14 protein-coding genes, 2 tRNA genes and 1 pseudogene are annotated in these 20690 nt (G+C 60.4%); 3 read left to right on the top strand and 14 right to left on the bottom strand.

The window, feature by feature from the left end:
• Nucleotides 1-58: 58 nt before the first annotated feature.
• The 7 genes and pseudogenes from AO268_RS24700 to AO268_RS24670 form a co-directional block, all read right to left on the bottom strand.
• Nucleotides 59-3343 carry a transglutaminase family protein gene (locus AO268_RS24700; protein WP_099170135.1) on the bottom strand — a complete coding sequence of 1095 codons (3285 nt, stop codon included), beginning with the start codon at nt 3341-3343 and terminating at the stop codon, nt 59-61.
• A 187-nt stretch (nt 3344-3530) separates the two neighbouring features.
• Nucleotides 3531-3980, bottom strand: coding sequence for a hypothetical protein (locus tag AO268_RS24695; RefSeq protein WP_083743035.1), 450 nt, complete (start codon nt 3978-3980; stop codon nt 3531-3533).
• A 58-nt stretch (nt 3981-4038) separates the two neighbouring features.
• Nucleotides 4039-4488 carry a hypothetical protein gene (locus AO268_RS24690; RefSeq protein ID WP_099170134.1) on the bottom strand — a complete coding sequence of 150 codons (450 nt, stop codon included), beginning with the start codon at nt 4486-4488 and terminating at the stop codon, nt 4039-4041.
• Nucleotides 4485-4645, bottom strand: a pseudogene (locus tag AO268_RS33325) (NAD synthetase); the annotation flags it as partial. The pseudogene AO268_RS33325 and the gene AO268_RS24690, both read right to left, overlap by 4 nt.
• A gap of 15 nt (nt 4646-4660) precedes the next feature.
• Nucleotides 4661-5104 (bottom strand): hypothetical protein, encoded by a 444-nt coding sequence (locus AO268_RS24680; protein WP_099170133.1) that lies wholly within the window; start codon nt 5102-5104, stop codon nt 4661-4663.
• Nucleotides 5104-6021, bottom strand: a complete 918-nt coding sequence (locus AO268_RS24675) for an NAD synthetase (protein ID WP_076961563.1) — start codon at nt 6019-6021, stop codon at nt 5104-5106. The genes AO268_RS24680 and AO268_RS24675 overlap by 1 nt, the downstream gene beginning before the upstream one ends.
• A gap of 210 nt (nt 6022-6231) precedes the next feature.
• Entirely contained in the window at nt 6232-8535 is a 2304-nt protein-coding gene (locus tag AO268_RS24670; RefSeq protein WP_076961564.1) for a YgiQ family radical SAM protein, read from the bottom strand.
• A gap of 216 nt (nt 8536-8751) precedes the next feature.
• On the opposite strand from AO268_RS24670, the gene AO268_RS24665 reads away from it, so the two are divergent.
• Entirely contained in the window at nt 8752-12753 is a 4002-nt protein-coding gene (locus tag AO268_RS24665; protein WP_257154452.1) for a dermonecrotic toxin domain-containing protein, read from the top strand.
• Here AO268_RS24665 and dnaB read toward each other — a convergent pair whose 3' ends face one another.
• The 7 genes from dnaB to rnr form a co-directional block, all read right to left on the bottom strand.
• The gene (dnaB, locus tag AO268_RS24660; protein ID WP_017138451.1) at nt 12754-14151 is read right to left on the bottom strand and encodes a replicative DNA helicase; all 1398 of its coding nucleotides are present in this window, start codon (nt 14149-14151) and stop codon (nt 12754-12756) included.
• A gap of 110 nt (nt 14152-14261) precedes the next feature.
• Nucleotides 14262-14708: a 50S ribosomal protein L9 gene (gene rplI, locus AO268_RS24655; protein ID WP_003171376.1), complete on the bottom strand. Its 447-nt coding sequence runs from the start codon at nt 14706-14708 to the stop codon at nt 14262-14264.
• Nucleotides 14709-14726: 18 nt separating this feature from the next.
• Nucleotides 14727-15620, bottom strand: a complete 894-nt coding sequence (locus AO268_RS24650; RefSeq protein WP_057437422.1) for a hypothetical protein — start codon at nt 15618-15620, stop codon at nt 14727-14729.
• 36 nt (nt 15621-15656) lie between these two features.
• Complete coding sequence (rpsR, locus tag AO268_RS24645) at nt 15657-15887, bottom strand: 30S ribosomal protein S18 (RefSeq protein ID WP_003171373.1); 231 nt, start codon at nt 15885-15887, stop codon at nt 15657-15659.
• A 29-nt stretch (nt 15888-15916) separates the two neighbouring features.
• Nucleotides 15917-16339 (bottom strand): 30S ribosomal protein S6, encoded by a 423-nt coding sequence (rpsF, locus tag AO268_RS24640; RefSeq protein ID WP_003217491.1) that lies wholly within the window; start codon nt 16337-16339, stop codon nt 15917-15919.
• 320 nt (nt 16340-16659) lie between these two features.
• On the bottom strand, nt 16660-17415 hold the full coding sequence (rlmB, locus tag AO268_RS24630) for a 23S rRNA (guanosine(2251)-2'-O)-methyltransferase RlmB (RefSeq protein WP_032862039.1): 756 nt from the start codon (nt 17413-17415) through the stop codon (nt 16660-16662).
• Entirely contained in the window at nt 17412-20042 is a 2631-nt protein-coding gene (gene rnr, locus AO268_RS24625; protein WP_076961568.1) for a ribonuclease R, read from the bottom strand. The genes rlmB and rnr overlap by 4 nt, the downstream gene beginning before the upstream one ends.
• Nucleotides 20043-20266: 224 nt before the next feature.
• On the opposite strand from rnr, the gene AO268_RS24620 reads away from it, so the two are divergent.
• A tRNA-Leu gene (locus tag AO268_RS24620) sits at nt 20267-20353 on the top strand.
• 179 nt (nt 20354-20532) lie between these two features.
• A tRNA-Leu gene (locus tag AO268_RS24615) sits at nt 20533-20619 on the top strand.
• Nucleotides 20620-20690: the final 71 nt, after the last annotated feature.

Here is a 20690-nt window from a genome sequence, read left to right as displayed (position 1 = left end):
CGTCATCGCGGGCAGGCCCGCTCCCACATAAGCCCGCTCCTAGTAGGTGGAGTTGTGTTTAGTCATTTTTATTGGCGAAGCGCCGCAGATCCAGGGTCATCGGCAGTTCATCGTTGATCACCAGCGCCGGCACCGGCAATTTGCCCGGGCTGTGGCCCAAACGGAAGAACCGCGCCATGCGCCGGCTCTCCGCTTCGTTGGCATTGACCGGCAAGCTGTCGTAATTGCGCCCGCCCGGATGGGCCACGTGGTACTGGCAACCGCCCAGGGAGCGCTGCATCCAGGTATCCAGCAGATCAAAGACCAACGGCGCATGCACGGCGATGGTCGGCTGCAGGCAATTGGCCGGTTGCCAGGCGCGATAGCGCACACCCGCGACGAACTCGCCCACCCGGCCGGTGGCATGCAGCGGTACGGCCACGCCATTGCAGGTCAGCACATAGCGCTGCGGCGGCAGGCCGCTGAGCTTGACCTGCAAGCGTTCAAGGGAGGAATCCACATAGCGCACCGTGCCCCCCGCCGCGCCCTCTTCGCCCAGCACATGCCAGGGCTCCAGGGCCTGGCGCAACTCCAGCTCGATACCGCTGACGGCATAGTCGCCAACCTTGGGAAAACGGAATTCCAGGTGCGCCGCAAACCACTCGGCGCGCAGCGGGTAACCGGCGGCGTTGAGCTCGACGATCACGTCGGCAAAGTCTTGCTCGATAAAATGCGGCAGCAGGAAGCGGTCGTGCAGTTCCGTGCCCCAGCGCGCCAGCTTTGGCGGTGCATAAGGCTCGCGCCAGAAGCGCGCCACCAGGGCGCGCAGCAGCAACTGTTGGGTCAGGCTCATGCGCGCATGGGGCGGCATTTCAAAGGCGCGCAGTTCCAGCAGGCCCAGGCGCCCGGTGGCGCCATCCGGCGAGTAGAGCTTGTCGATGCAGAATTCGGCGCGGTGGGTATTGCCGGTGACGTCGATCAGCAGGTTGCGCAGCAAGCGGTCCACCCGCCATGGCGGGCATTCCTCGCCCGGCGCGGGCATCTGCGCGAAGGCGATTTCCAGCTCATACAGCGCGTCGTTGCGCGCCTCATCCACCCGTGGTGCCTGGGAGGTCGGGCCGATAAACAGCCCGGAAAACAGGTACGACAACGACGGATGGTTATGCCAGTAGCTGATCAGGCTGCGCAGCAGGTCCGGGCGGCGCAGGAACGGCGAGTCCTTGGGCGTGGCCCCACCCAACACGAAGTGGTTGCCGCCGCCGGTGCCGGTGTGGCGCCCGTCGATCATGAACTTTTCAGTGGTCAGGCGGGTTTGCCGGGCCTCTTCATAGAGGAACTCGGTGCGTTCCACCAGTTCGTCCCAGGTGGCGGACGGCTGCACGTTGACCTCGATCACGCCAGGGTCTGGCGTCACACGGAAGTTGCTCAGGCGTGGGTCACTCGGCGGCTCGTAACCTTCCAGCAGCACCGGGCAATGCAGTTCCTGGGCGGTGGCCTCGATGGCGCTCACCAACTCCAGGTAATCCTCGACCCGCTCCAGGGGCGGCATGAACAGGTAGAGCCGCCCTCCCCGCGCTTCAGCGCACAAGGCGGTACGGGTCAGCCAGTCGGCAGACTCGTCGATCTTGGGCACACGCTCATCGCTGGGCGCAGGCTCGCCAAGGCCTGGCGTGGTGATGGCCAGCGCCGGCAGATCCTGATTGGGATCGGTCGGATGCACAAAGGGGTAATCTGCCGCCGTCACCCAGGGCTGCGAGGCCAGGGGCAGGCGATAGCCCAGTGGCGAATCACCCGGCACCAGCCGGCAGTGGGTGTCGCGCAGGTACCAACGGCCACTCTGCCAGCGGTCGTTGGCCGCCGTGCGCGCCAGGGGCAGCACATGGCCGATAACTGTATCCAAGCCCTGGCTGAACACCTTGCGCAGGCGTTCGCGCTCCAGTTCATCGTCCAGGCGCGAATCCAGGGCGCTGACATTCTGCGGCAAGGCACCTTCGCGCCACAGGTAGTAGAAATTGTCCTCGAAGGCCGGGAACACAAAGCGCGCCGGCAACTGCAGGCGCTCGGCAATGCTCGCCAGGAAACGCCCGGCCATCACCTCATCAGTGCCGTAGTCCTGCTGCTCATCGGCGATCAGTGCGTCGTTGTGCCAGACCGGCACACCATCGCGACGCCAATGGCAGTTGAGGGACCAGCGCGGCAGTTGCTCGCCCGGGTACCACTTGCCCTGGCCGAAATGCACCAGGCCCTTGGGCGCATAGTGCTTGCGCATGCGCTGGAACAGCTCGGCAGACAGCCGGCGCTTGTCCGGGCCCAGGGCCGCGGTGTTCCACTCGGCACCGTCGGGGTCGTCGATGGACACAAACGTCGGCTCGCCGCCCATGGTCAGGCGCACATCGTCCTTGAGCAGGTCACCATCGATCTGCCGGCCCAGGGCCTGGATCGCCAGCCATTGTTCTTCGGTGTAGGGCTTGGTGACGCGCGGCGCTTCCCAGATGCGCTCCACCGACATCTCGTGGGTAAATTCGCACTCGCACGGCTGCACCAGCCCACTGATCGGAGCGGCAGACGATGGATCGGGACTACAGGCCAGCGGGATATGGCCTTCACCGGCGAACAGGCCGGAGGTGGCATCCAGGCCGATCCAGCCGGCGCCGGGCAAATACACTTCGCACCAGGCATGCAGGTCGGTGAAATCCACTTCGGTGCCGGACGGACCGTCGAGGGCCTTGACGTCGGCGGTCAGCTGGATCAAGTAGCCGGAGACAAAGCGCGCCGCCAACCCCAGGTTGCGCAGCAATTGCACCAGCAGCCAGGCCGAGTCACGGCAGGAACCGGAGGCGTTTTCCAGGGTGCACTCCGGGGTTTGTACGCCGGGCTCCATACGGATCAGGTAGCCGATATCGGCCGCTAGGCGCTGGTTGAGGCCAACCAGGAAATCCACGGCCGGTAGCGGCGTACGGTCAATACCGGCCAGGTACGCAGCGAATTTTGGCGTCAGCGGCAGGGTTTCCAGGTACGGCGCCAGCTCACGCTGCTCGTCGGCGGCGTAGCGCAAGGGGATTTTTTCGGCGTAGGGCTCAAGGAAAAAGTCGAACGGATTGAACACTGCCATCTCGGCCACCAGGTCGACTTCGATGCGCAACTCGTCGGTCTTTTCCGGGAACACCAGGCGCGCCAGGTAATTGCCCTGGGGGTCTTGCTGCCAATTGATGAAATGCTGCTCGGGCAGCACCTTCAACGCGTAGGACAGGATCCGCGTGCGGCTATGGGCCGCCGGGCGCAGACGCACAATCTGCGGGCCAAGCTCCACAGCGCGGTCGTAGCGGTAATGCGTAACGTGGTGCAACGCGACATGAATCGACACGGCGGCCTCCTGCAAGCCAGGGCATGGAAACAAAGCGCGCAAGACTTATGCCAGAGCAGCGGTCATTGCGCTTTATCGAGGGACCCGGTGCAGTACAGCACCAAAACGGCGCGAGAGTGACCGCCGTGGTGCGAGGGTTGCACATATTTGTGGCGCCCGTGCGGGGCACAGTGGTGAATCTACCCAATCAGCGCTTTTTGCGCGTTGCGATGACGGCTTGGCGCAGGTGGCGTATTTCGAGCAGCCGCTGGCGCATTTCGCGATGGCGCTTGCTATTGAGCAGCAGCAAGCCCAGCAGCGGGAACAGTACGGTGGAGCCATAAACCAGGCCATTGACGTCGTATTGAATCATCGGCAACACGAACAGCAGACAACTGCCCAGGTATCCCGCCACCAGCCTCGTAGCCCAAGAGTACCCACGCGCAATCATCACATTGCCAAACACCAGCACTGCCACCAGCACCAGGATCGCGCCCCCCGTATAGCTGGACTTGAGCGCAGGATCAACGCCGCGTAAATACGTCACGCCCGCCATGGACATCGCAGCCGACCCGGAAAAGATCGCCATGAAGATGGTGCCCATGAATACGGGGAAATAACGGGCCAGGAAACGGCCCATGTCGGGAAAGCCGCTCACTGCGTTAACTCCTCGTACAGGCCGCTCGCGTTGAGGCAGGGCTAGTGAACATAAACAATCAAAGGTTTTTGTACTTTGCAGTCGCAGCCTGGCGCAGATGGCGCAGCTCGACGAGTTTCTGTCGCATTTCCCGATGACGCTGACTATTGAGCAACAGCAAGCCCAGCAATGGAAACAATAAGCTCAAGCTATAGATCAATGGATGCTGCTGATCACTGATCGCGGGCAACACACCCAGGAAGCACAACCCCAGGAGCACCGCCAGCGGCCGCACCCATTGCGGACGCCCGCGAGCAATCATGAAATTGCAGTGCACCACCACCAAGGTGAGCGCGATGCCACCCAGGAACGAGTACTTTGCATTGTCCTCCATGGGAAGGTCCTGAAAATAGCTGTCGAAAAACAACGGAACTGCAAATACCAACGTAAAAATGGACGCGAATATCCCCCCCATAAAGACCGGGAAATACCGCGACAGAAAACTACGAATGCTGGGAATCTCATTCATTGCTCGATCTCTTCGTACAGGCCTACAGCAACAGTCCGAACATTCCCCGAAATCGCACTGCCGGTAAACCGACCGCAGCACCCAAGGCATCCTTAATTTACGTGACTGTTGCATGCTTGACTTCGGTAGGCGCGAAACGCTTGGGTAGTTCAGGGCTAGTGAATCTGCACAATCACCGTTTTTTGTACTTTGCAGTCGCAGCCTGGCGCAGATGGCGCAGCTCGACGAGTTTCTGTCGCATTTCCCGATGACGCTGACTATTGAGCAACAGCAACCCCGCCAACGGAAACAGCAGCCCTATTACATACGCTGCCATATGTGGCCGATAGCTATAGGTTGGCAACACGACCAGCAAACATACAACGTAGAAGGCAGCGATGACCCAAGCTCCCCACTCTCGCCCTCTGATCATGACGAAATGGCTGAATGCCAAGAACAAGCCTAAGAAGACTGCGGCCAGAAAAGAATAACGCGCCCGTTCTGGGTCACTGCGAAAAAATGTACTGGATGCCAATGAAATAGCGGCAGAGAGAGAGAAGCAGGCAAGAAAGAATGCGCATATAAACGTTGGAAAATATTGCGCTAAAAAAGCTCTCAATGAAGCTTGGCGATCCATCACTCAAGCTCCTCATATAGGCCAACTGCAATCGTTCGGATATTGCCTGATATAGCGCTCCCGGTAAAACCAATGGCAGCCCCGAGGGAATCTCTGATCTGCGTCAACGTAGCGTGATTAATCTCGCTCGCTGAATAGCGCTTGGCCAGCTCACCGGAGCGCTGGCGCAGTTTCAAGAGCTTATTGCTCAGGCTTGGATCTTTCAGGCTCAGCAACTCTTTGGTGAGTGCCTTGCGTTGCTGGCGGGTCAACCCCTTGGACAACTCGTACCAACTTCTGCCAGTGGTCACCTTTCGAGCCTGCAGCAGCCGAAGAGTGGTCAGAGTAGAGGCGCCGGCCCCCAGCAGTGACGCGGCGTCCAATACCGGCATTGCATAGCGATACCAGTCCTCGCTATCCATATCGTCGTTGGCTGCCGGGTCATTGAGTTCGTTGATAGTTCTCATACCCCCGACGACACATTGCGCAGTACTGGCCGCTGCAGCCGTCGCACCGATGCCTGCCACCACCAGGCTCGCGCCACCAGTGAAAGGCACGGCGACTGTACCGCTGAACACAACAATCCAACCGAGGATTGCGCCCGCACAAGACAGGGTCGTATTGACTGCTTCGCCCACCAACCGGGACTCACGCGGGTTGTTAGCCACCTGATTGGCAAACTGCGCCGGCGAAATATACTTCTGCGCCTCACGCAAAATAATGCGCTTGGGCTTGATGCTGCAAATGGGCTTGAACTCGCGCAGGGTAATGACATTGAAGTCAGCATCGATATACACCACCCCCGCGCCGACGATGCCGGGGTCGGCGTCGATGGCGGCGAACAGGCGGGGCAGGTTGATCTGGCTTTCGATGCGCTGGCGCGCCATGAACTGGGAGCGGTTGGAGTCCATGCCGATGTTGAGCAGGGGGTTGCTCATGGGGAGTGCTCTTCCTTGAAAATGATAGCGACCTGACTGGCCTCATCGCGGGCAAGCCCGGCTCCCACCTTGATCAGCTTCGTTGCGAATGTGGGAGCTGGCTTGCCTGCGATGGCGATTCAACGGGCGCCACCTTAACAAACAGGCTAACCACCCGCTAGAAAGCAAAACGCCAGCACGAGGCTGGCGTTTTGCAGGTTCAGGCTAGGCTCAACGCGGTACGACCGGCTTGCGCGCAGGCTTCTTGCCTTTGCCCTTGGCCGCGTCGGTGCGTTCTTTAGCCGCCTGTTTGTTGCGCGCCATGGCCGCGGCCTTGGCTTGTTCGCGCTTGTCCCACGGGTTGCTGCCGTCGCTGCCACGGGGTGGCAGGCCGGTGTGCTGGGTGAGGATCTTGGTGGTGGTTTCCTTGGCGACCTTATGGCTGCCCACCGGCGTCGAGTTCTTGCGACGGGCGCTCTGGTAGCTGTCGGTGGACGGCTGGTGCAGCGGGATCAATTGGTCCTTGCCCGGCCCGATCAGGTCGGCGCGGCCCATGCGCGTCAGGGCTTCACGCAGCATCGGCCAGCCTTTGGGGTCGTGGTAGCGCAGGAACGCCTTGTGCAGGCGCCGCTGATCTTCGCTCTTGACGATGGTCACCGCGTCACTCTTGTAGGTGACCTTGCGCAGCGGGTTCTTGCCCGAGTGGTACATCGCGGTGGCGGTGGCCATGGGCGAGGGGTAGAACGCCTGCACCTGGTCGGCCCGGAAGCCATTGCCCTTGAGCCACAGGGCCAGGTTCATCATGTCTTCATCGGTGGTGCCCGGGTGGGCGGCGATGAAGTACGGGATCAGGTACTGCTCCTTGCCCGCTTCCTTGGTGTACTTCTCGAACATGCGCTTGAACTTGTCATAGCTGCCAATGCCCGGTTTCATCATCTGGTTGAGCGGACCTTCCTCGGTGTGTTCCGGGGCGATCTTCAGGTAGCCACCGACGTGGTGGGTCACCAGTTCCTTGACATATTCCGGCGACTCCACGGCCAGGTCGTAGCGCAGGCCGGAAGCAATCAAAATCTTCTTCACACCCGGCAACGCACGGGCACTGCGGTACAGCTGGATCAACGACGAGTGGTCGGTGTTCAGGTTCGGGCAGATCCCCGGGAACACGCAGGACGGCTTGCGGCACGCGGATTCGATTTCCGGGCTCTTGCAGGCGATGCGGTACATGTTCGCGGTCGGCCCGCCGAGGTCGGAAATCACCCCGGTAAAGCCCGGGACTTTGTCGCGGATCTCTTCGATCTCGCGAATGATCGACTCTTCGGAACGGTTCTGGATGATCCGGCCTTCGTGCTCGGTGATCGAGCAGAAGGTGCAGCCGCCAAAGCAGCCACGCATGATGTTCACCGAGAAGCGGATCATGTCGTAGGCCGGGATTTTTTCCTTGCCGTACACCGGGTGCGGGACACGGGCGTAAGGCATGCCGAATACGTAGTCCATTTCTTCGGTGGTCATGGGAATGGGCGGTGGGTTGAACCACACGTCCACTTCGCCATGCTTCTGCACCAGGGCACGGGCGTTGCCGGGGTTGGTTTCCAGGTGCAGCACACGGTTGGCGTGGGCATACAGCACCGCGTCGCCACGCACCTTCTCTACCGATGGCAGGCGGATCACGGTCTTGTCGCGGGTCATGCGCGGGCTGGCGAGGATCTGTACGACCTTGGCTTCTTCCGGGTCATCCACCGGGCCTTTCTCTTGCTCGATGGCGCAGGCCTGGGTGTCCTGGGTGTTCACGTAGGGGTTGATGATCTTGTCGACCTTGCCCGGGCGGTCGATACGGGTGGAGTCCACTTCGTACCAGCCGGCGGGCGTGTCACGGCGAATGAACGCGGTGCCGCGCACGTCGGTGATGTCTTCGATCTTGTGGCCCCACGACAGGCGCTGGGCAACTTCGACAATCGCCCGCTCGGCGTTGCCGTACAGCAGGATATCGGCAGTGGCGTCGATCAGGATCGAGTTACGCACCCGGTCCTGCCAGTAGTCGTAGTGGGCGATGCGGCGCAGGGAGGCCTCGATGCCACCGAGCACGATCGGCACGTTCTTGTAGGCTTCCTTGCAGCGCTGGCTGTACACCAGGCTCGCCCGGTCCGGGCGCTTGCCGGCCATGCCGCCGGGGGTGTAGGCGTCGTCGGAACGGATTTTCTTGTCGGCGGTGTAGCGGTTGATCATCGAGTCCATGTTGCCGGCCGCGACGCCGAAGAACAGGTTCGGCTCGCCGAGCTTCATGAAGTCGTCTTTGGACTGCCAGTTGGGCTGGGCAATGATCCCGACGCGGAAGCCCTGGGACTCCAGCAGCCGGCCGATGATTGCCATGCCGAACGACGGATGGTCCACGTAGGCATCACCGGTGACGATGATGATGTCGCATGAATCCCAGCCAAGCTGATCCATCTCCTCCCTGCTCATGGGCAGGAATGGCGCGGGGCCGAAACATTCGGCCCAGTACTTGGGATAGTCAAATAACGGCTTGGCTGTTTGCATGACGGTGACCGGTGTTGAGATGAAAAATCGCGGGCGCGGAATATAGCACAAATTTTGACCAATTCCGACGGCAATGGTCGGCTTTTACCGCGCGGGTCTGAATGGCGGATCCGTCGTGCATTTTTTCGCCGGCCAGGGGCTATTGCGCTAACCCATTATCAAAAAAACCATCGGTAGGCTGGGGTCGATCAACCACAGCCCATCATGGTGCGATCAATGAACACCCGCTCCTCTCAACAGCCACCACAAGCACCGCCCGCCTCGCCGCTGCTTCCCCATCGAACCCTCATCAAGCAACAACTGCCTGCCTGGCTGATCCAGGCGCCTTCTTCATTGCGCGAGGCGTTTCGCGCGAGCATGACCGCCAGCAATCAAGCCAGGCACGACCTCAAGGCGTTGCTGGACGAGCTGCAAAGTCCCGAGGACTTCGCCCGCCCTCTGCTGCGCGCGTCTCTGCAGTCCTGGTTTTTCGGTTTTATCACGGATGAGAACGCCCTTTTGGTACGCGAATGGAAAAATCATCATTTGCTCGGTTTGATCAAAACCCACGCCAAGACCACACGCCAGACACTGCTCGAGGCGGCCCTGCAGAATTTTGAAGCGGCCGAAGCCGAGCCCGGCGGGATGGAAGACGGCACCGCCCTGCACAACATGACAAACGCCGGCGAGGTCTTGACCAGCGCCTCCCCTGCGGCGTTCGCACGCTTGTGTCGAGAACTGGACCTGGGCGCAAAGTACCTCACGCATATCAGCAGCATTCTGGAACCCTCTGCGGGCAGCGCACGTACCGCCGCCCAGGTGCTCAGGATATTCCGTGCCCAGGCACAGCACGCCATGGGGGTTGCCTTGCATATCGCCTACATGCGCCGGCAGATAAGCCCCCGGCAACACCTGCAACTGCATAGCCTGCAACGCTCGGCCAATCACCTGGACATAAAGTACAGCCACCTGACCCTTGATAACGTGGTGCTGCCCAGTGTCCTGGTGATTGAGGCATCGCTCATCGACCTCCCCTACATCCTGTACGTCCCAGATGACCCCGTGGCCCCCCTCAGCCCACACCGTACCTGGGAGGACCTCCAGCAGCACCTCGCCGAACGGCTGTTGAATCCTGCCTACCAGGCATTCTTCAAGCAACTTGTCCCGTTACAGCAGCAAGCCAGCCTGCTGAGCGTGACGCCGGCTTATACCAGCACACATGAATTGGTCAGGGCCACCGCGGTCTACCGCGCCACGCTCGAGGCCTCGGTCAGCCTGACGCCCATCCAGGGGGACCTGTTCCTGGCCATCGCCCGCCAACGCATTGCCCAGATCAAGAGCGACGCCAGCACGCTGGTTGTCTCCACGGCCGAGGCCGACATGGTCAGCCGGCAAAAACGCTTGCAGAGCTGGATCGAGGCCGGGGAGTTTCTGTTGTTTTTCGCCGCCTCATTTATTCCAATCGTGGGGCAAGCCCTGCTGGTCGTCAGCGCTGCCCAAGTGATAGGAACGGTGTATGAGGGCTTTGCGGCCTGGAGCCGCGGCGACAGCGATGAGGCCTTGAATGATTTGCTGGACCTGGTGGACACCCTTGCACAGGCCGCTGTCACCGCGGGCGCCATCAAGACGGCAGGCTTCACGGCCAACCTGGTAAAGGTCAGGGTCCGCAACAAGGGTTGGCGCCTATGGCACAGCGATCTAACACCTTACCGCCACCCCAAGCCGCTGCCCGCACACGTGAGCGCAAACAAGCAAGGCCTGTTCCGGCACGAGCAACAGCACTACCTGAAGCTGGATGATCATGTTCACTCGGTTCAACGCTCGCCGGACGGCACACAATGGGAGCTGTCCCACCCCAACGACCCGGACGCCTATCGACCGCCGCTGCTGAGCAATGGGGTGGGTGGCTGGCGCCAGGCCCACGAATCGCCCCGGGATTGGGACGACCTTAAACTGATCAAACGCCTGGGACCCGAGGCCGCCAATATCAGGCAACCGGACGTCGAGCCCATCCTGCTGCTCAGTGGTGTGGACCATTCGAGCCTGCGCCAAATCCACCAGGATATGGAGCCCCCTGCGCCCTTATTGCGTGACACGGTCAAGCACTTCGATCTGGAACAGGAGATCAATGATTTCAATCTGGCACGGGCCGAAGGTAAATCGGTCACAGCCCATTCGCCGTTGATTCAATTCCACCTGCTCAGCAGGCTGCCCGAGTGGCCCGCCGACCACGCCTTGAAAATCGTCGATGGCCAACAACAGACCCTGTTGAGCCATGGGAGCGGTCCCACTGAAATAAAGATCAGCGCGGCGAGGTTCAAAAAGGGCGAGCTGCTGCATGCCGTGGAGGAGCAAATGGCACAAGCGTCATTTAACGAGCTGTTGCCCACACCATCCATCGACGCGCTGACCAAAACCGAAAACCTGGCCCTGCGCCTGCAAAGCGAAGGCATGCAGCAAAAGCAACGGCTGCTGGCCCTACTCAGCGAGCCCGGCGAGCGCGCCGTCACGCCCACGGAACACAACATTCGCGCAATCATGCCGCAACTGTCCAAGAGCCATCTTGAGGCCATGGAGTCGACGCTGACTGAGCAAGAAAAACAGCGCCTGCAACAGGAAAAAAGCCTGACTGCCTCCCAACGCTGGGAGGCGCAACAGTACATTCAGACACAGCAAGCAACGCGTTCACAGGAAGCGCTTTTCCTCGACGGCATCAGTGACCGCCATAGCGTGCCGCTGACGCTATACAACCTGGAGCAGTTACCCTCATGGCCGGACGCATTGCGGATCGAGATTTATGCACAGCGCCAAGACGGCCCGCTGCTGGGTCGCATCGGCCCAGCACAGGCCAGTCACCGCCATGTCTTGATCCGCCTGGGCGAGCAGTACTCAAGCCTTGATGCCCAAGGTTCCCCCCAGGCGCCCCCCAGCCACCTGGCCGATGCCCTTGAAAGTACGCTGGCGGCCCCCGAACGCCGGGCCATCCTGGACGCATCGGGCACCGCAACCCTCAAGCAGGCCATCCAGAAACTCAGTCTGTCGCGCCTGACCCAGCTCCCCACCATCCGGGCCATGCCTCCCCTGGGCACACTAGCGGAGACTGCCGGGCGGCCTCTGGATCCGCTATTCGCCGACCCCAACCCTCCGGCCGGGCTGACGCTGCGTGAGGACGGCACCTACCAATCGCCTCCTCAGCCCGACGCAAGCTACCGCTATTACATACAGGACAACCACAAATACTATCCCCTGCGATACGACCCCCTGGGCTGGCGGCTGGCGGATGCCCGCAATCGCTTCCGGGCCTATCAACCCTACCTGCGCCAAAAGCCCCAGGCCGGCTGGGAAATCGATCCGGCCAAAGGTACGTTGCTGGGAGGGGACGAGGAGGCGCTCAAGCTCCATGAGATGGAGTCCAGTGACGAATTTGAGCCGGCACACTCTTCCAGCGAGTATGAGTCGGCCGAAGAGGGCGTTGTGACAACACGATACACCGCACAGGAACTGGCCCATATGCGCACAGGGCAAGGCTATCAGTTCAGCCAGAACTATCGACGCCTCTATGACCGGGCCAACAATGGTCGATACCCGTTGCGCGACGAAGACGGCCTGCCCCTGCGCATCCGGCAAATACAGTCACAAAGCAAATCGCTGACGTCCGAAGCCATATTTGACAGTCGGCTGATCCGGCCCTACTTCCAGTGGGAAGGCTACGAACAGGTGGCACGGCTGTATGAAGACAACCTGGAGGTCACCCCCTTTACGGCGGCCCATCAAAAATTTGCGCAAGAAGCCGCACTCATCGGCGAGGCCACCGTCATTACGCGGCGACCGATCAAGCGAGGGGCGGCACTGGGTGTCTATGGCGGGGAAATACTGCCGCTCTATATTGCAATAGCTCGACAAGACCCCTACCTGCTGCCCGTCAAGAACATCAGGCCGACCACGCCCCATGCCTACAACACGCAACCCATATTGTCGGGTGACAACGTGCTTTCGAGGATCAATACCATTTTCGAGTACGACGCAGGGCTGCCGATCAGGCAGGCCCGCAGCGGCTATAACGTAGAAGCATCACAGTTTCGTGTCGAAGTCGAAACCGCCAGCGGGGCACGCGAACCCATGATACTCACCGCATTTTTTGCCAGCGATCACATACCGGCCGGCGCGGAACTGCGCTGGAACTACCTCTACAATGAAATAACCATCAGGCGATTGTTCCCCAGGCCTGAAAGCCGCTGATTACTCATCGTCGTCGAAGTTGTAGCTACCCGGCGCCAGGTTCTCGAACCGCGTGTACTTACCGATAAACGCCAGGCGGATAAAGCCGATCGGCCCGTTCCGCTGCTTGCCGATGATGATTTCGGCAATGCCCTTGTGCTCGGTTTCCGGGTGATACACCTCGTCGCGGTACACGAACATGATCACGTCGGCGTCCTGCTCGATGGCTCCGGATTCCCGCAAGTCGGAGTTCACCGGGCGCTTGTTGGGACGTTGTTCCAGGGAACGGTTGAGCTGGGACAGCGCCACCACCGGGCAGTTGAACTCCTTGGCCAGGGCTTTGAGGGACCGGGAGATTTCGGAAATCTCGTTGGTCCGGTTGTCGCCGCTGGAGCCGGGGATCTGCATCAACTGCAGGTAGTCGATCATGATCAGGGCGATATCGCCGTGTTCACGCACCAGGCGCCGAGTACGCGCTCGCATCTCGGACGGGCTGATACCGGCGGTGTCGTCGATAAACAGCTTGCGGTCGTTGAGCAGGTTGACCGCCGAGGTCAGGCGCGGCCAGTCGTCGTCTTCCAGGCGACCGGCACGCACCTTGGTCTGGTCAATCCGGCCGAGCGACGAGAGCATACGCATGATCAGCGATTCGCCTGGCATCTCCAGGGAGTACACCAGCACGGCCTTGTCGCTGCGCAACACGGCGTTTTCCACCAGGTTCATCGCAAAGGTGGTCTTACCCATGGATGGACGGCCGGCGACGATGATCAGGTCGGACGGCTGCAGGCCGCTGGTCTTCTCGTCGAGGTCGGTGTAGCCGGTGGAAATACCGGTGATGGCATTGTCAGTGTTGAACAAGGTGTCGATACGGTCGATGGCCTTGGTCAACAGGTCGTTGACGCTGACCGGGCCGCCGGTTTTCGGGCGGGCTTCGGCGATCTGGAAGATCTGGCGCTCGGCTTCGTCGAGGATCTCGGCGGCGGTACGGCCTTCGGGGTTGAAGGCGCTGTCGGCGATTTCGGTGCTGATGCCGATCAATTGGCGCAGGGTCGCCCGCTCGCGAACAATCTGGGCATAGGCTTTGATGTTGGCGACGGACGGCGTGTTTTTCGCCAGCTCGCCCAGGTAGCCCAGGCCGCCGACTTGTGAGGTCTGGCCTTCCTTGTCCAATTGTTCGGCCAGGGTCACCACGTCGATCGGTGAGTTCTGGTCGGCCAGCTTGGCAATGGCGCGGAAGATCAGGCGGTGGTCATGCCGATAGAAATCACCGTCCGAGACTTGATCGAGCACGCGTTCCCAGGCGTTGTTGTCCAGCATCAAGCCACCGAGCACGGCCTGTTCGGCCTCGATGGAATGCGGCGGCACCTTCAGGGCAGCGGTTTGCAGATCGTATTGCTCAGGAGCTGAAATATCGTTCATGGCCACTTGAAATTAGGGGTGTGTAGAAAAACAAAAGGCACGACCTGTAAACAGGATCGTGCCCGATGTTAACTGGCTGACACGCGAGGTGCCAGTCAGTTAGGTGCTTCTTAAGCTGCTACCACGACAACGCGTACGGTGGCTTCAACTTCAGCGTGCAGGTGCACGGCTACGTCGAATTCGCCTACGTTGCGGATGGTGCCGTTCGGCAGACGAACTTCGCTCTTCTGCACTTCAACGCCGGAGGCGGTCAGTGCGTCAGCGATGTCGTGAGTACCGATCGAACCGAACAGCTTGCCTTCGTCGCCAGCGGTGGCAGTGATAGTCACTTCCAGCTCGGCCAGTTGGGCAGCACGGGTTTCAGCCGAAGCTTTCTTGTCTGCTGCGGCTTTTTCCAGCTCAGCGCGACGCTCTTCAAACGCAGCCAGGTTGGCAGCGGTTGCAGCGGTGGCTTTGCCGTATGGCAGCAGGTAGTTACGACCGTAGCCGGCCTTAACGTTTACTTTGTCGCCCAGGTTGCCCAGGTTGGCGACTTTTTCCAGAAGGATCAGTTGCATGTGAAAATCCTCTAACTTTTAACCTTCACCGTTCGCGTTATCGGCGTCTTTCGGCGCCAGACGACCGCGAAAATCAATCAGGCCGTCGACAATGGCCAAGACCACGAGTAACGGATAGATCAGTTGCATAAACAGCAACAGCGTCACGTACAACCCCACCAGCCAGAACTTGGCCAGGCGCTTTTGCGCCACCAGCCCGTGCATCAGGGCCAGCCCGGCAATCACCAGCGGTACGCTGCACAACGGCGTCAACATGGCCATTTGCGGACCGAAGTTCGGCCCTACAAGCATGCACGCCAGCAGCAACATCGCTGGGCCTGCGGGGATTCTGATACTGCGAAACTCGCGACCAAAACCACCCGGGTTATACAACAACGCCTGCCAGTAGCGCCCAAGAATCAGGCTCAGCACACTGACGATCTGCAACAGTGCCGCTATCAGGCCGGTAAGGACCGGAGCAATCAGTGTGGCCATGCGCGCTCGCTCATCTACCGACAACTGCTGGTAGAGATCCCCGAGGGCCAATGGCAGGATTTTTACCAACTCCTGCGACAGCGCCTCGATTTGCGGGCGGAAAGCCGCGCCAAGCACCACTGAATACACCACTCCCAAAGCCACGCTGACCAGCAGCGTACGGACCCAGGACTCACTTGCGCGCAGAACCAACGCAAGGCTCGAAGACCCCAGCAGTACCAGAAGTACCCGTGGATCGTCGAATTGCAGCCACCAGATCAAGGCCGGCAGCAATCCCAGGGCAAGGACGCCCAGGGCGTCCTTCAAACCGCGCCGCAGCAGCACAAGGCTTCCCGCGGCAGCACCCAACCAATACAACAGCGGCAATGCAGCACATCCAGCCACTACCAGAGTGGCCTGCACACGACCGCGCATGATGAACTCAGCTAAGGCGCGCATGCATTCAATCCCTTACTACTTGTCGACTGCCCGGTCTCAGCGGCCGTGGCTGTCGGTGTAGGCCAGCAGGGCCAGGAAGCGGGCGCGCTTGATAGCGGTGGCCAGCTGACGCTGATAACGAGCTTTGGTACCGGTGATACGGCTTGGAACAATTTTGCCGGTCTCGGATACGTAGGCTTTCAGAGTGTTGAGATCTTTGTAGTCGATCTCCTTCACTTCTTCAGCGGTGAAGCGGCAAAACTTACGACGACGGAAGAAACGTGCCATTTGATAGGCTCCTTAATAAGGTCCGTGGATTACTCGTCAGCGTTATCGCTGTTGTCGCTGTCATCACTATCAGCGCTTTCAGCGCCTTCGTGCTCAGGACGGTCGCGACGCTCACGGCGCTCACTGCGGTTTTCTTCAGCCTTGAGCATCTCGGATTGGCCGGTAACGGCTTCTTCGCGACGGATGACCAGGTTACGGATCACTGCATCGTTGTAGCGGAAGTTGTCTTCCAGCTCGGCCAGGGCCTTACCAGTGCACTCAACGTTCAGCATCACGTAGTGAGCCTTGTGAACATTGTTGATTGCGTAGGCCAGTTGACGACGGCCCCAATCTTCCAGACGGTGGATTTTGCCGCCGTCTTCTTCGATCAGCTTGGTGTAACGCTCTACCATGCCGCCGACTTGCTCGCTTTGATCCGGGTGGACCAAAAAGATGATTTCGTAATGACGCATGAATGCTCCTTACGGGTTGTAGCCTGCCGCTCAAAAACGGTCAGACAAGGAGTGAATGACACTTAGGAATCTTGCCGCAGGGAGGCACATCGGTGCCCGCCAGGAAGGCAAGGGGCGCAATTGTAGAGAAGGGGGAGAACGGGCGCAAGGCAATTGGTGATTATTTGACCAAAAACCAATGTGGGAACAGGCTTGTGTAGGAGCTGGCTTGCCTGCGATAGCATCACCTCAGTACAGCTGATGTACCGAGGTGTCTGCATCGCAGGCAAGCCAGCTCCTACACAAGCCCGCTCCCACATCTGGACCTGCGCCAGACCTGATTACTTCTTGGTCTTGGCCTTGGCACCGCGCTGGCGCTGGGCCTCGAACAGGCACACACCGGTCGCCACGGATACGTTGAGGCTGCTGACGCTACCGGCCATCGGCAAATGCACCAGGTAGTCGCAATGCTCACGGGTCAGGCGACGCATGCCCTTGCCTTCGGCACCCATGATCAGGATGGTCGGGCCAGTGAGGTCCTGGTCATAGATGCTGACCTCGGCCTCCCCCGCCGTGCCCACGACCCACAAGCCGCGCTGCTGGAGTTTCTCCAGGGTACGCGCCAGGTTGGTCACGGCCACCAGCGGAATCACTTCCGCCGCGCCGCAGGCGACTTTACGCACAACCGGCGTCAACGTGGCCGACTTGTCTTTAGGCACGATCACCGCTAGCGCACCGGCGGCATCCGCCGAACGCAGGCAGGCGCCGAGGTTGTGCGGGTCGGTCACGCCGTCCAGCACCAGCAACAGCGGCGCACCTTCGGTGCGGTCGAGCAGCTCGTCGAGCATGGCCTCGCCCCAGACCTGGCTCGGGCTCACGTCCGCGACCACGCCCTGGTGCACGCCTTCGACCCACACGTCCATTTCGCGACGCTCGGCCTGGCCGATGGCAACCTTGTTCTGGTTGGCCAGCTCCACCAGCGCCTGAACGCGTGGCTCACTGCGGCCTTCGGCCAGCCACACCTGCTTGACGCGCTTGGGATGGTGACGCAGCAACGCTTCTACGGCATGTACGCCGTAGATTTTTTCCAGACTCATGACTTGGCCTTAGGTTTGCGCGACCCGCCGCTCTTGGCAGGGGCCGAACCCGCTTTGGGCGGGCCTTTACGGTGTTTACTCGGTTTGCTCGACGGCTTGTCGGCGGCCTGGGACTTTCCCCCAGACGCCGCTTTACCACCGCTTTTGGCTTCGTTGAGCAACTGCTGCTTCAACTCGCGGCTCTTGCGCAGCTCGGCGTTTTTCGCCGCCGCATCACTGGGGCGGTAGGCGTCGCTGACCTTTTCCTTGGTCGACGAGCGACGAGCAGGCTTGGCGGCTGGCTCGGCGGCAGCGGCAGCTTTCGCCGGAGCACCTTTCTTCGCCGGCGCTGCTGTTTCGGCACCGCGCTTTTTACGGCCAATCGGCGCTTCGAGGGTTTTTTCGGCCATCTCGAAGTCGATCTTGCGCTCGTCGAGGTCGACGCGCATGACCCGCACTTCCACGGTATCGCCCAAACGGAAGCTACGACCGGTGCGCTCGCCCGCCAGGCGGTGATGCACAGGGTCGAAGTGGTAGTAGTCACCCGGCAAGGCGGTGACGTGCACCAGGCCTTCGACGTAGATATCGGTCAACTCGACGAACAGACCAAAGCCGGTCACAGCAGTGATCACGCCCGGGAACGACTCGCCCACGCGGTCTTTCATGAACTCGCACTTGAGCCAGTTCACCACATCGCGGGTGGCTTCGTCGGCACGGCGCTCGCTCATGGAGCACTGCTCGCCCAACTGCTCCAGGGCCGCTTCGTCGTACGGGTAGATCCGTGCCTTCGGAATGCTCATGGCACCGGCGCGCTTGACGTGCGGGGTGTTCTGCTTGGAATGGATCACGCTGCGGATGGCGCGGTGCGTGAGCAGGTCCGGGTAACGGCGGATCGGCGAGGTGAAGTGGGTATACGCCTCGTAATTCAGGCCGAAGTGGCCCTGGTTGTCGGCGCTGTACACCGCCTGGCTGAGGGAGCGCAGCATCACGGTCTGGATCAGGTGGAAGTCTGGACGGTCCTTGATACTGGCCAGCAGTGCCTGGTAATCCTTGGGCGACGGGCCATCCTTGCCTTTGTGCAGGGACAGGCCAAGTTCGCCAAGGAAGGCGCGCAGTTTTTCCAGGCGCTCCGGCGGCGGACCATCGTGGACCCGGTACAACGCAGGAATCTCGTGCTTTTTCAGGAACTCGGCGGTGGCCACGTTGGCCGCCAGCATGCATTCCTCGATCAGCTTGTGCGCGTCATTACGGGTAGTCGGGGTGATTTCGGCGATTTTGCGCTCGGAACCGAAGATGATCCGGGTTTCCTGGGTTTCAAAATCGATCGCGCCACGCACATGACGCGCGCCCAGCAGCACCTTGTACAGCGAGTAGAGCTGCTTGAGGTGCGGCACGACGTCGGCATACTGGCTGCGCAAAGCCTTGGCTTCGCTGGTTTTCGGCGTTTCCAGGATGGTGCTGACCTTGTTGTAGGTCAGGCGCGCCTGGGAGTGGATCACCGCTTCATAGAACTGGTAGTCGGTCATTTCGCCGGTTTTCGAGATAGTCATCTCGCACACCATGGCCAAACGGTCGACTTTCGGGTTCAGGGAGCACAGGCCGTTGGACAGCTGCTCAGGCAGCATCGGGATCACGCGCTCAGGGAAGTACACGGAGTTGCCGCGCACCTGGGCTTCGTTATCCAGGGCCGAACCGATCTTCACGTAGCTGGAGACGTCGGCAATCGCGACGAACAACTTCCAGCCGCCGGAGAACAGCCGCAGCTTGCCGGGCTTGGCTTCGCAGTAGACCGCATCGTCGAAGTCGCGGGCATCTTCGCCGTCAATGGTAACGAACGGCAGATGACGCAGGTCGATGCGTTTCTCTTTGTCTTTTTCTTCGACTTCCGGCTTGAGCTTGGCGGCTTCTTTGAGCACCGCCTCAGGCCAGACGTGGGGAATATCGTAGGTGCGCAGCGCCACATCGATTTCCATGCCCGGCGCCATATAGTTGCCGACCACTTCGACGATATCGCCCTGTGGCTGGAAGCGTGGGGTTGGCCAGTGAGTGATTTTCACCTCGACGAACTGCCCGACCTTGGCGGCGCCATTGCGGCCCGGAGTCACCAGCACTTCCTGCTGGACCTTCGGGTTGTCCGGGATCACGAAGCCGATGCCGCCTTCTTCAAAGTAGCGACCGACGATGGACTCGTGGGCACGGGACACCACTTCGACGATCACGCCTTCGCGCCGACCGCGACGGTCCAGGCCGGACACGCGCGCCAGGGCACGGTCGCCATCGAACACCAGGCGCATTTGCGCCGGGCTCATGAACAGGTCATCGCTGCCATCGTCAGGGATCAGGAAGCCGAAACCGTCACGGTGACCGGCAATGCGGCCAAGGATCAGGTCGAGCTTGTCCACCGGTGCGTAAGTGCCGCGGCGGGTGTAGATCAACTGTGCATCGCGCTCCATGGCGCGCAGGCGGCGGCGCAGCGCTTCGAGTTGGTCTTCGGTGGTCAGACCGAATTCTTCAACCAGCTGCTCGCGGCTAGCAGGCGAACCCCGATCGGCGAGATGCGCCAGGATCAGTTCGCGGCTAGGAATAGGGTTTTCATATTTTTCCGCTTCACGAGCGGCCTCGGGATCGAGGGACTGCCAATCGGCCATTAGAGAGTTTTCACCTTGTCTATATGTGGGTTAGTTTGGCATACGCGTATTGAAACGGGAAATTTCCAGCAATAACTCGTCGGGAAATGCGTTTTATGGTCCCGGGAAACCACCTTGCGCGACCGCCCGCGAAATTTTCCAGGCTTTTTTGATGACGGGGGTTTACAGCTCAAAAGTCACTCCGTATAGTGCGCGCCATCGACGACGGCAACGTTGAAGATACTGCCCAGATGGTGAAATTGGTAGACACGCCAGCTTCAGGTGCTGGTGACCGCAAGGTCGTGGAAGTTCGAGTCTTCTTCTGGGCACCAATTCAAAACTTGAGGTTTGCGCCTTGAGTCTCACAAAAACCCGCGAAAGCGGGTTTTTGCGTTACAGGCCTTTGATTCTTAACCGAAAAATTGATTTATAAAATCAAATCAGGGGTTTACAGATCAAAAAGCCCGCCGTATAGTTCGCCCCATCAACAGCGGCAACGTTGCTTGATAATGCCCAGGTGGTGAAATTGGTAGACACGCCAGCTTCAGGTGCTGGTGATCGCAAGGTCGTGGAAGTTCGAGTCTTCTCCTGGGCACCAAATTCAGATCAAACCCGCGAAAGCGGGTTTTTTCGTTTCTGGGGTTTAAAAACTCCCACTGCATTGCTCCC

The sequence above is a fragment of the Pseudomonas sp. ICMP 8385 genome (assembly GCF_002699915.1).
Classification (GTDB): Bacteria; Pseudomonadota; Gammaproteobacteria; order Pseudomonadales; family Pseudomonadaceae; genus Aquipseudomonas; species Aquipseudomonas gessardii.
The sequence above is the reverse complement of the archived record's forward strand: the minus strand, read 5'-3'. Positions and strand labels throughout refer to the sequence as shown.

Bases quoted from the DNA above. Each gene is read 5' to 3' on its own strand.
- AO268_RS24690 (WP_099170134.1), bottom strand. From the start codon at position 4,488: ATGAATGAGATTCCCAGCATTCGTAGTTTTCTGTCGCGGTATTTCCCG.
- AO268_RS24680 (WP_099170133.1), bottom strand. From the start codon at position 5,104: ATGGATCGCCAAGCTTCATTGAGAGCTTTTTTAGCGCAATATTTTCCA.
- AO268_RS24675 (WP_076961563.1), bottom strand. From the start codon at position 6,021: ATGAGCAACCCCCTGCTCAACATCGGCATGGACTCCAACCGCTCCCAG.
- AO268_RS24670 (WP_076961564.1), bottom strand. From the start codon at position 8,535: ATGCAAACAGCCAAGCCGTTATTTGACTATCCCAAGTACTGGGCCGAA.
- AO268_RS24665 (WP_257154452.1), top strand. From the start codon at position 8,752: ATGAACACCCGCTCCTCTCAACAGCCACCACAAGCACCGCCCGCCTCG.
- dnaB (WP_017138451.1), bottom strand. From the start codon at position 14,151: ATGAACGATATTTCAGCTCCTGAGCAATACGATCTGCAAACCGCTGCC.
- rplI (WP_003171376.1), bottom strand. From the start codon at position 14,708: ATGCAACTGATCCTTCTGGAAAAAGTCGCCAACCTGGGCAACCTGGGC.
- AO268_RS24650 (WP_057437422.1), bottom strand. From the start codon at position 15,620: ATGCGCGCCTTAGCTGAGTTCATCATGCGCGGTCGTGTGCAGGCCACT.
- rpsR (WP_003171373.1), bottom strand. From the start codon at position 15,887: ATGGCACGTTTCTTCCGTCGTCGTAAGTTTTGCCGCTTCACCGCTGAA.
- rpsF (WP_003217491.1), bottom strand. From the start codon at position 16,339: ATGCGTCATTACGAAATCATCTTTTTGGTCCACCCGGATCAAAGCGAG.
- rlmB (WP_032862039.1), bottom strand. From the start codon at position 17,415: ATGAGTCTGGAAAAAATCTACGGCGTACATGCCGTAGAAGCGTTGCTG.
- rnr (WP_076961568.1), bottom strand. From the start codon at position 20,042: ATGGCCGATTGGCAGTCCCTCGATCCCGAGGCCGCTCGTGAAGCGGAA.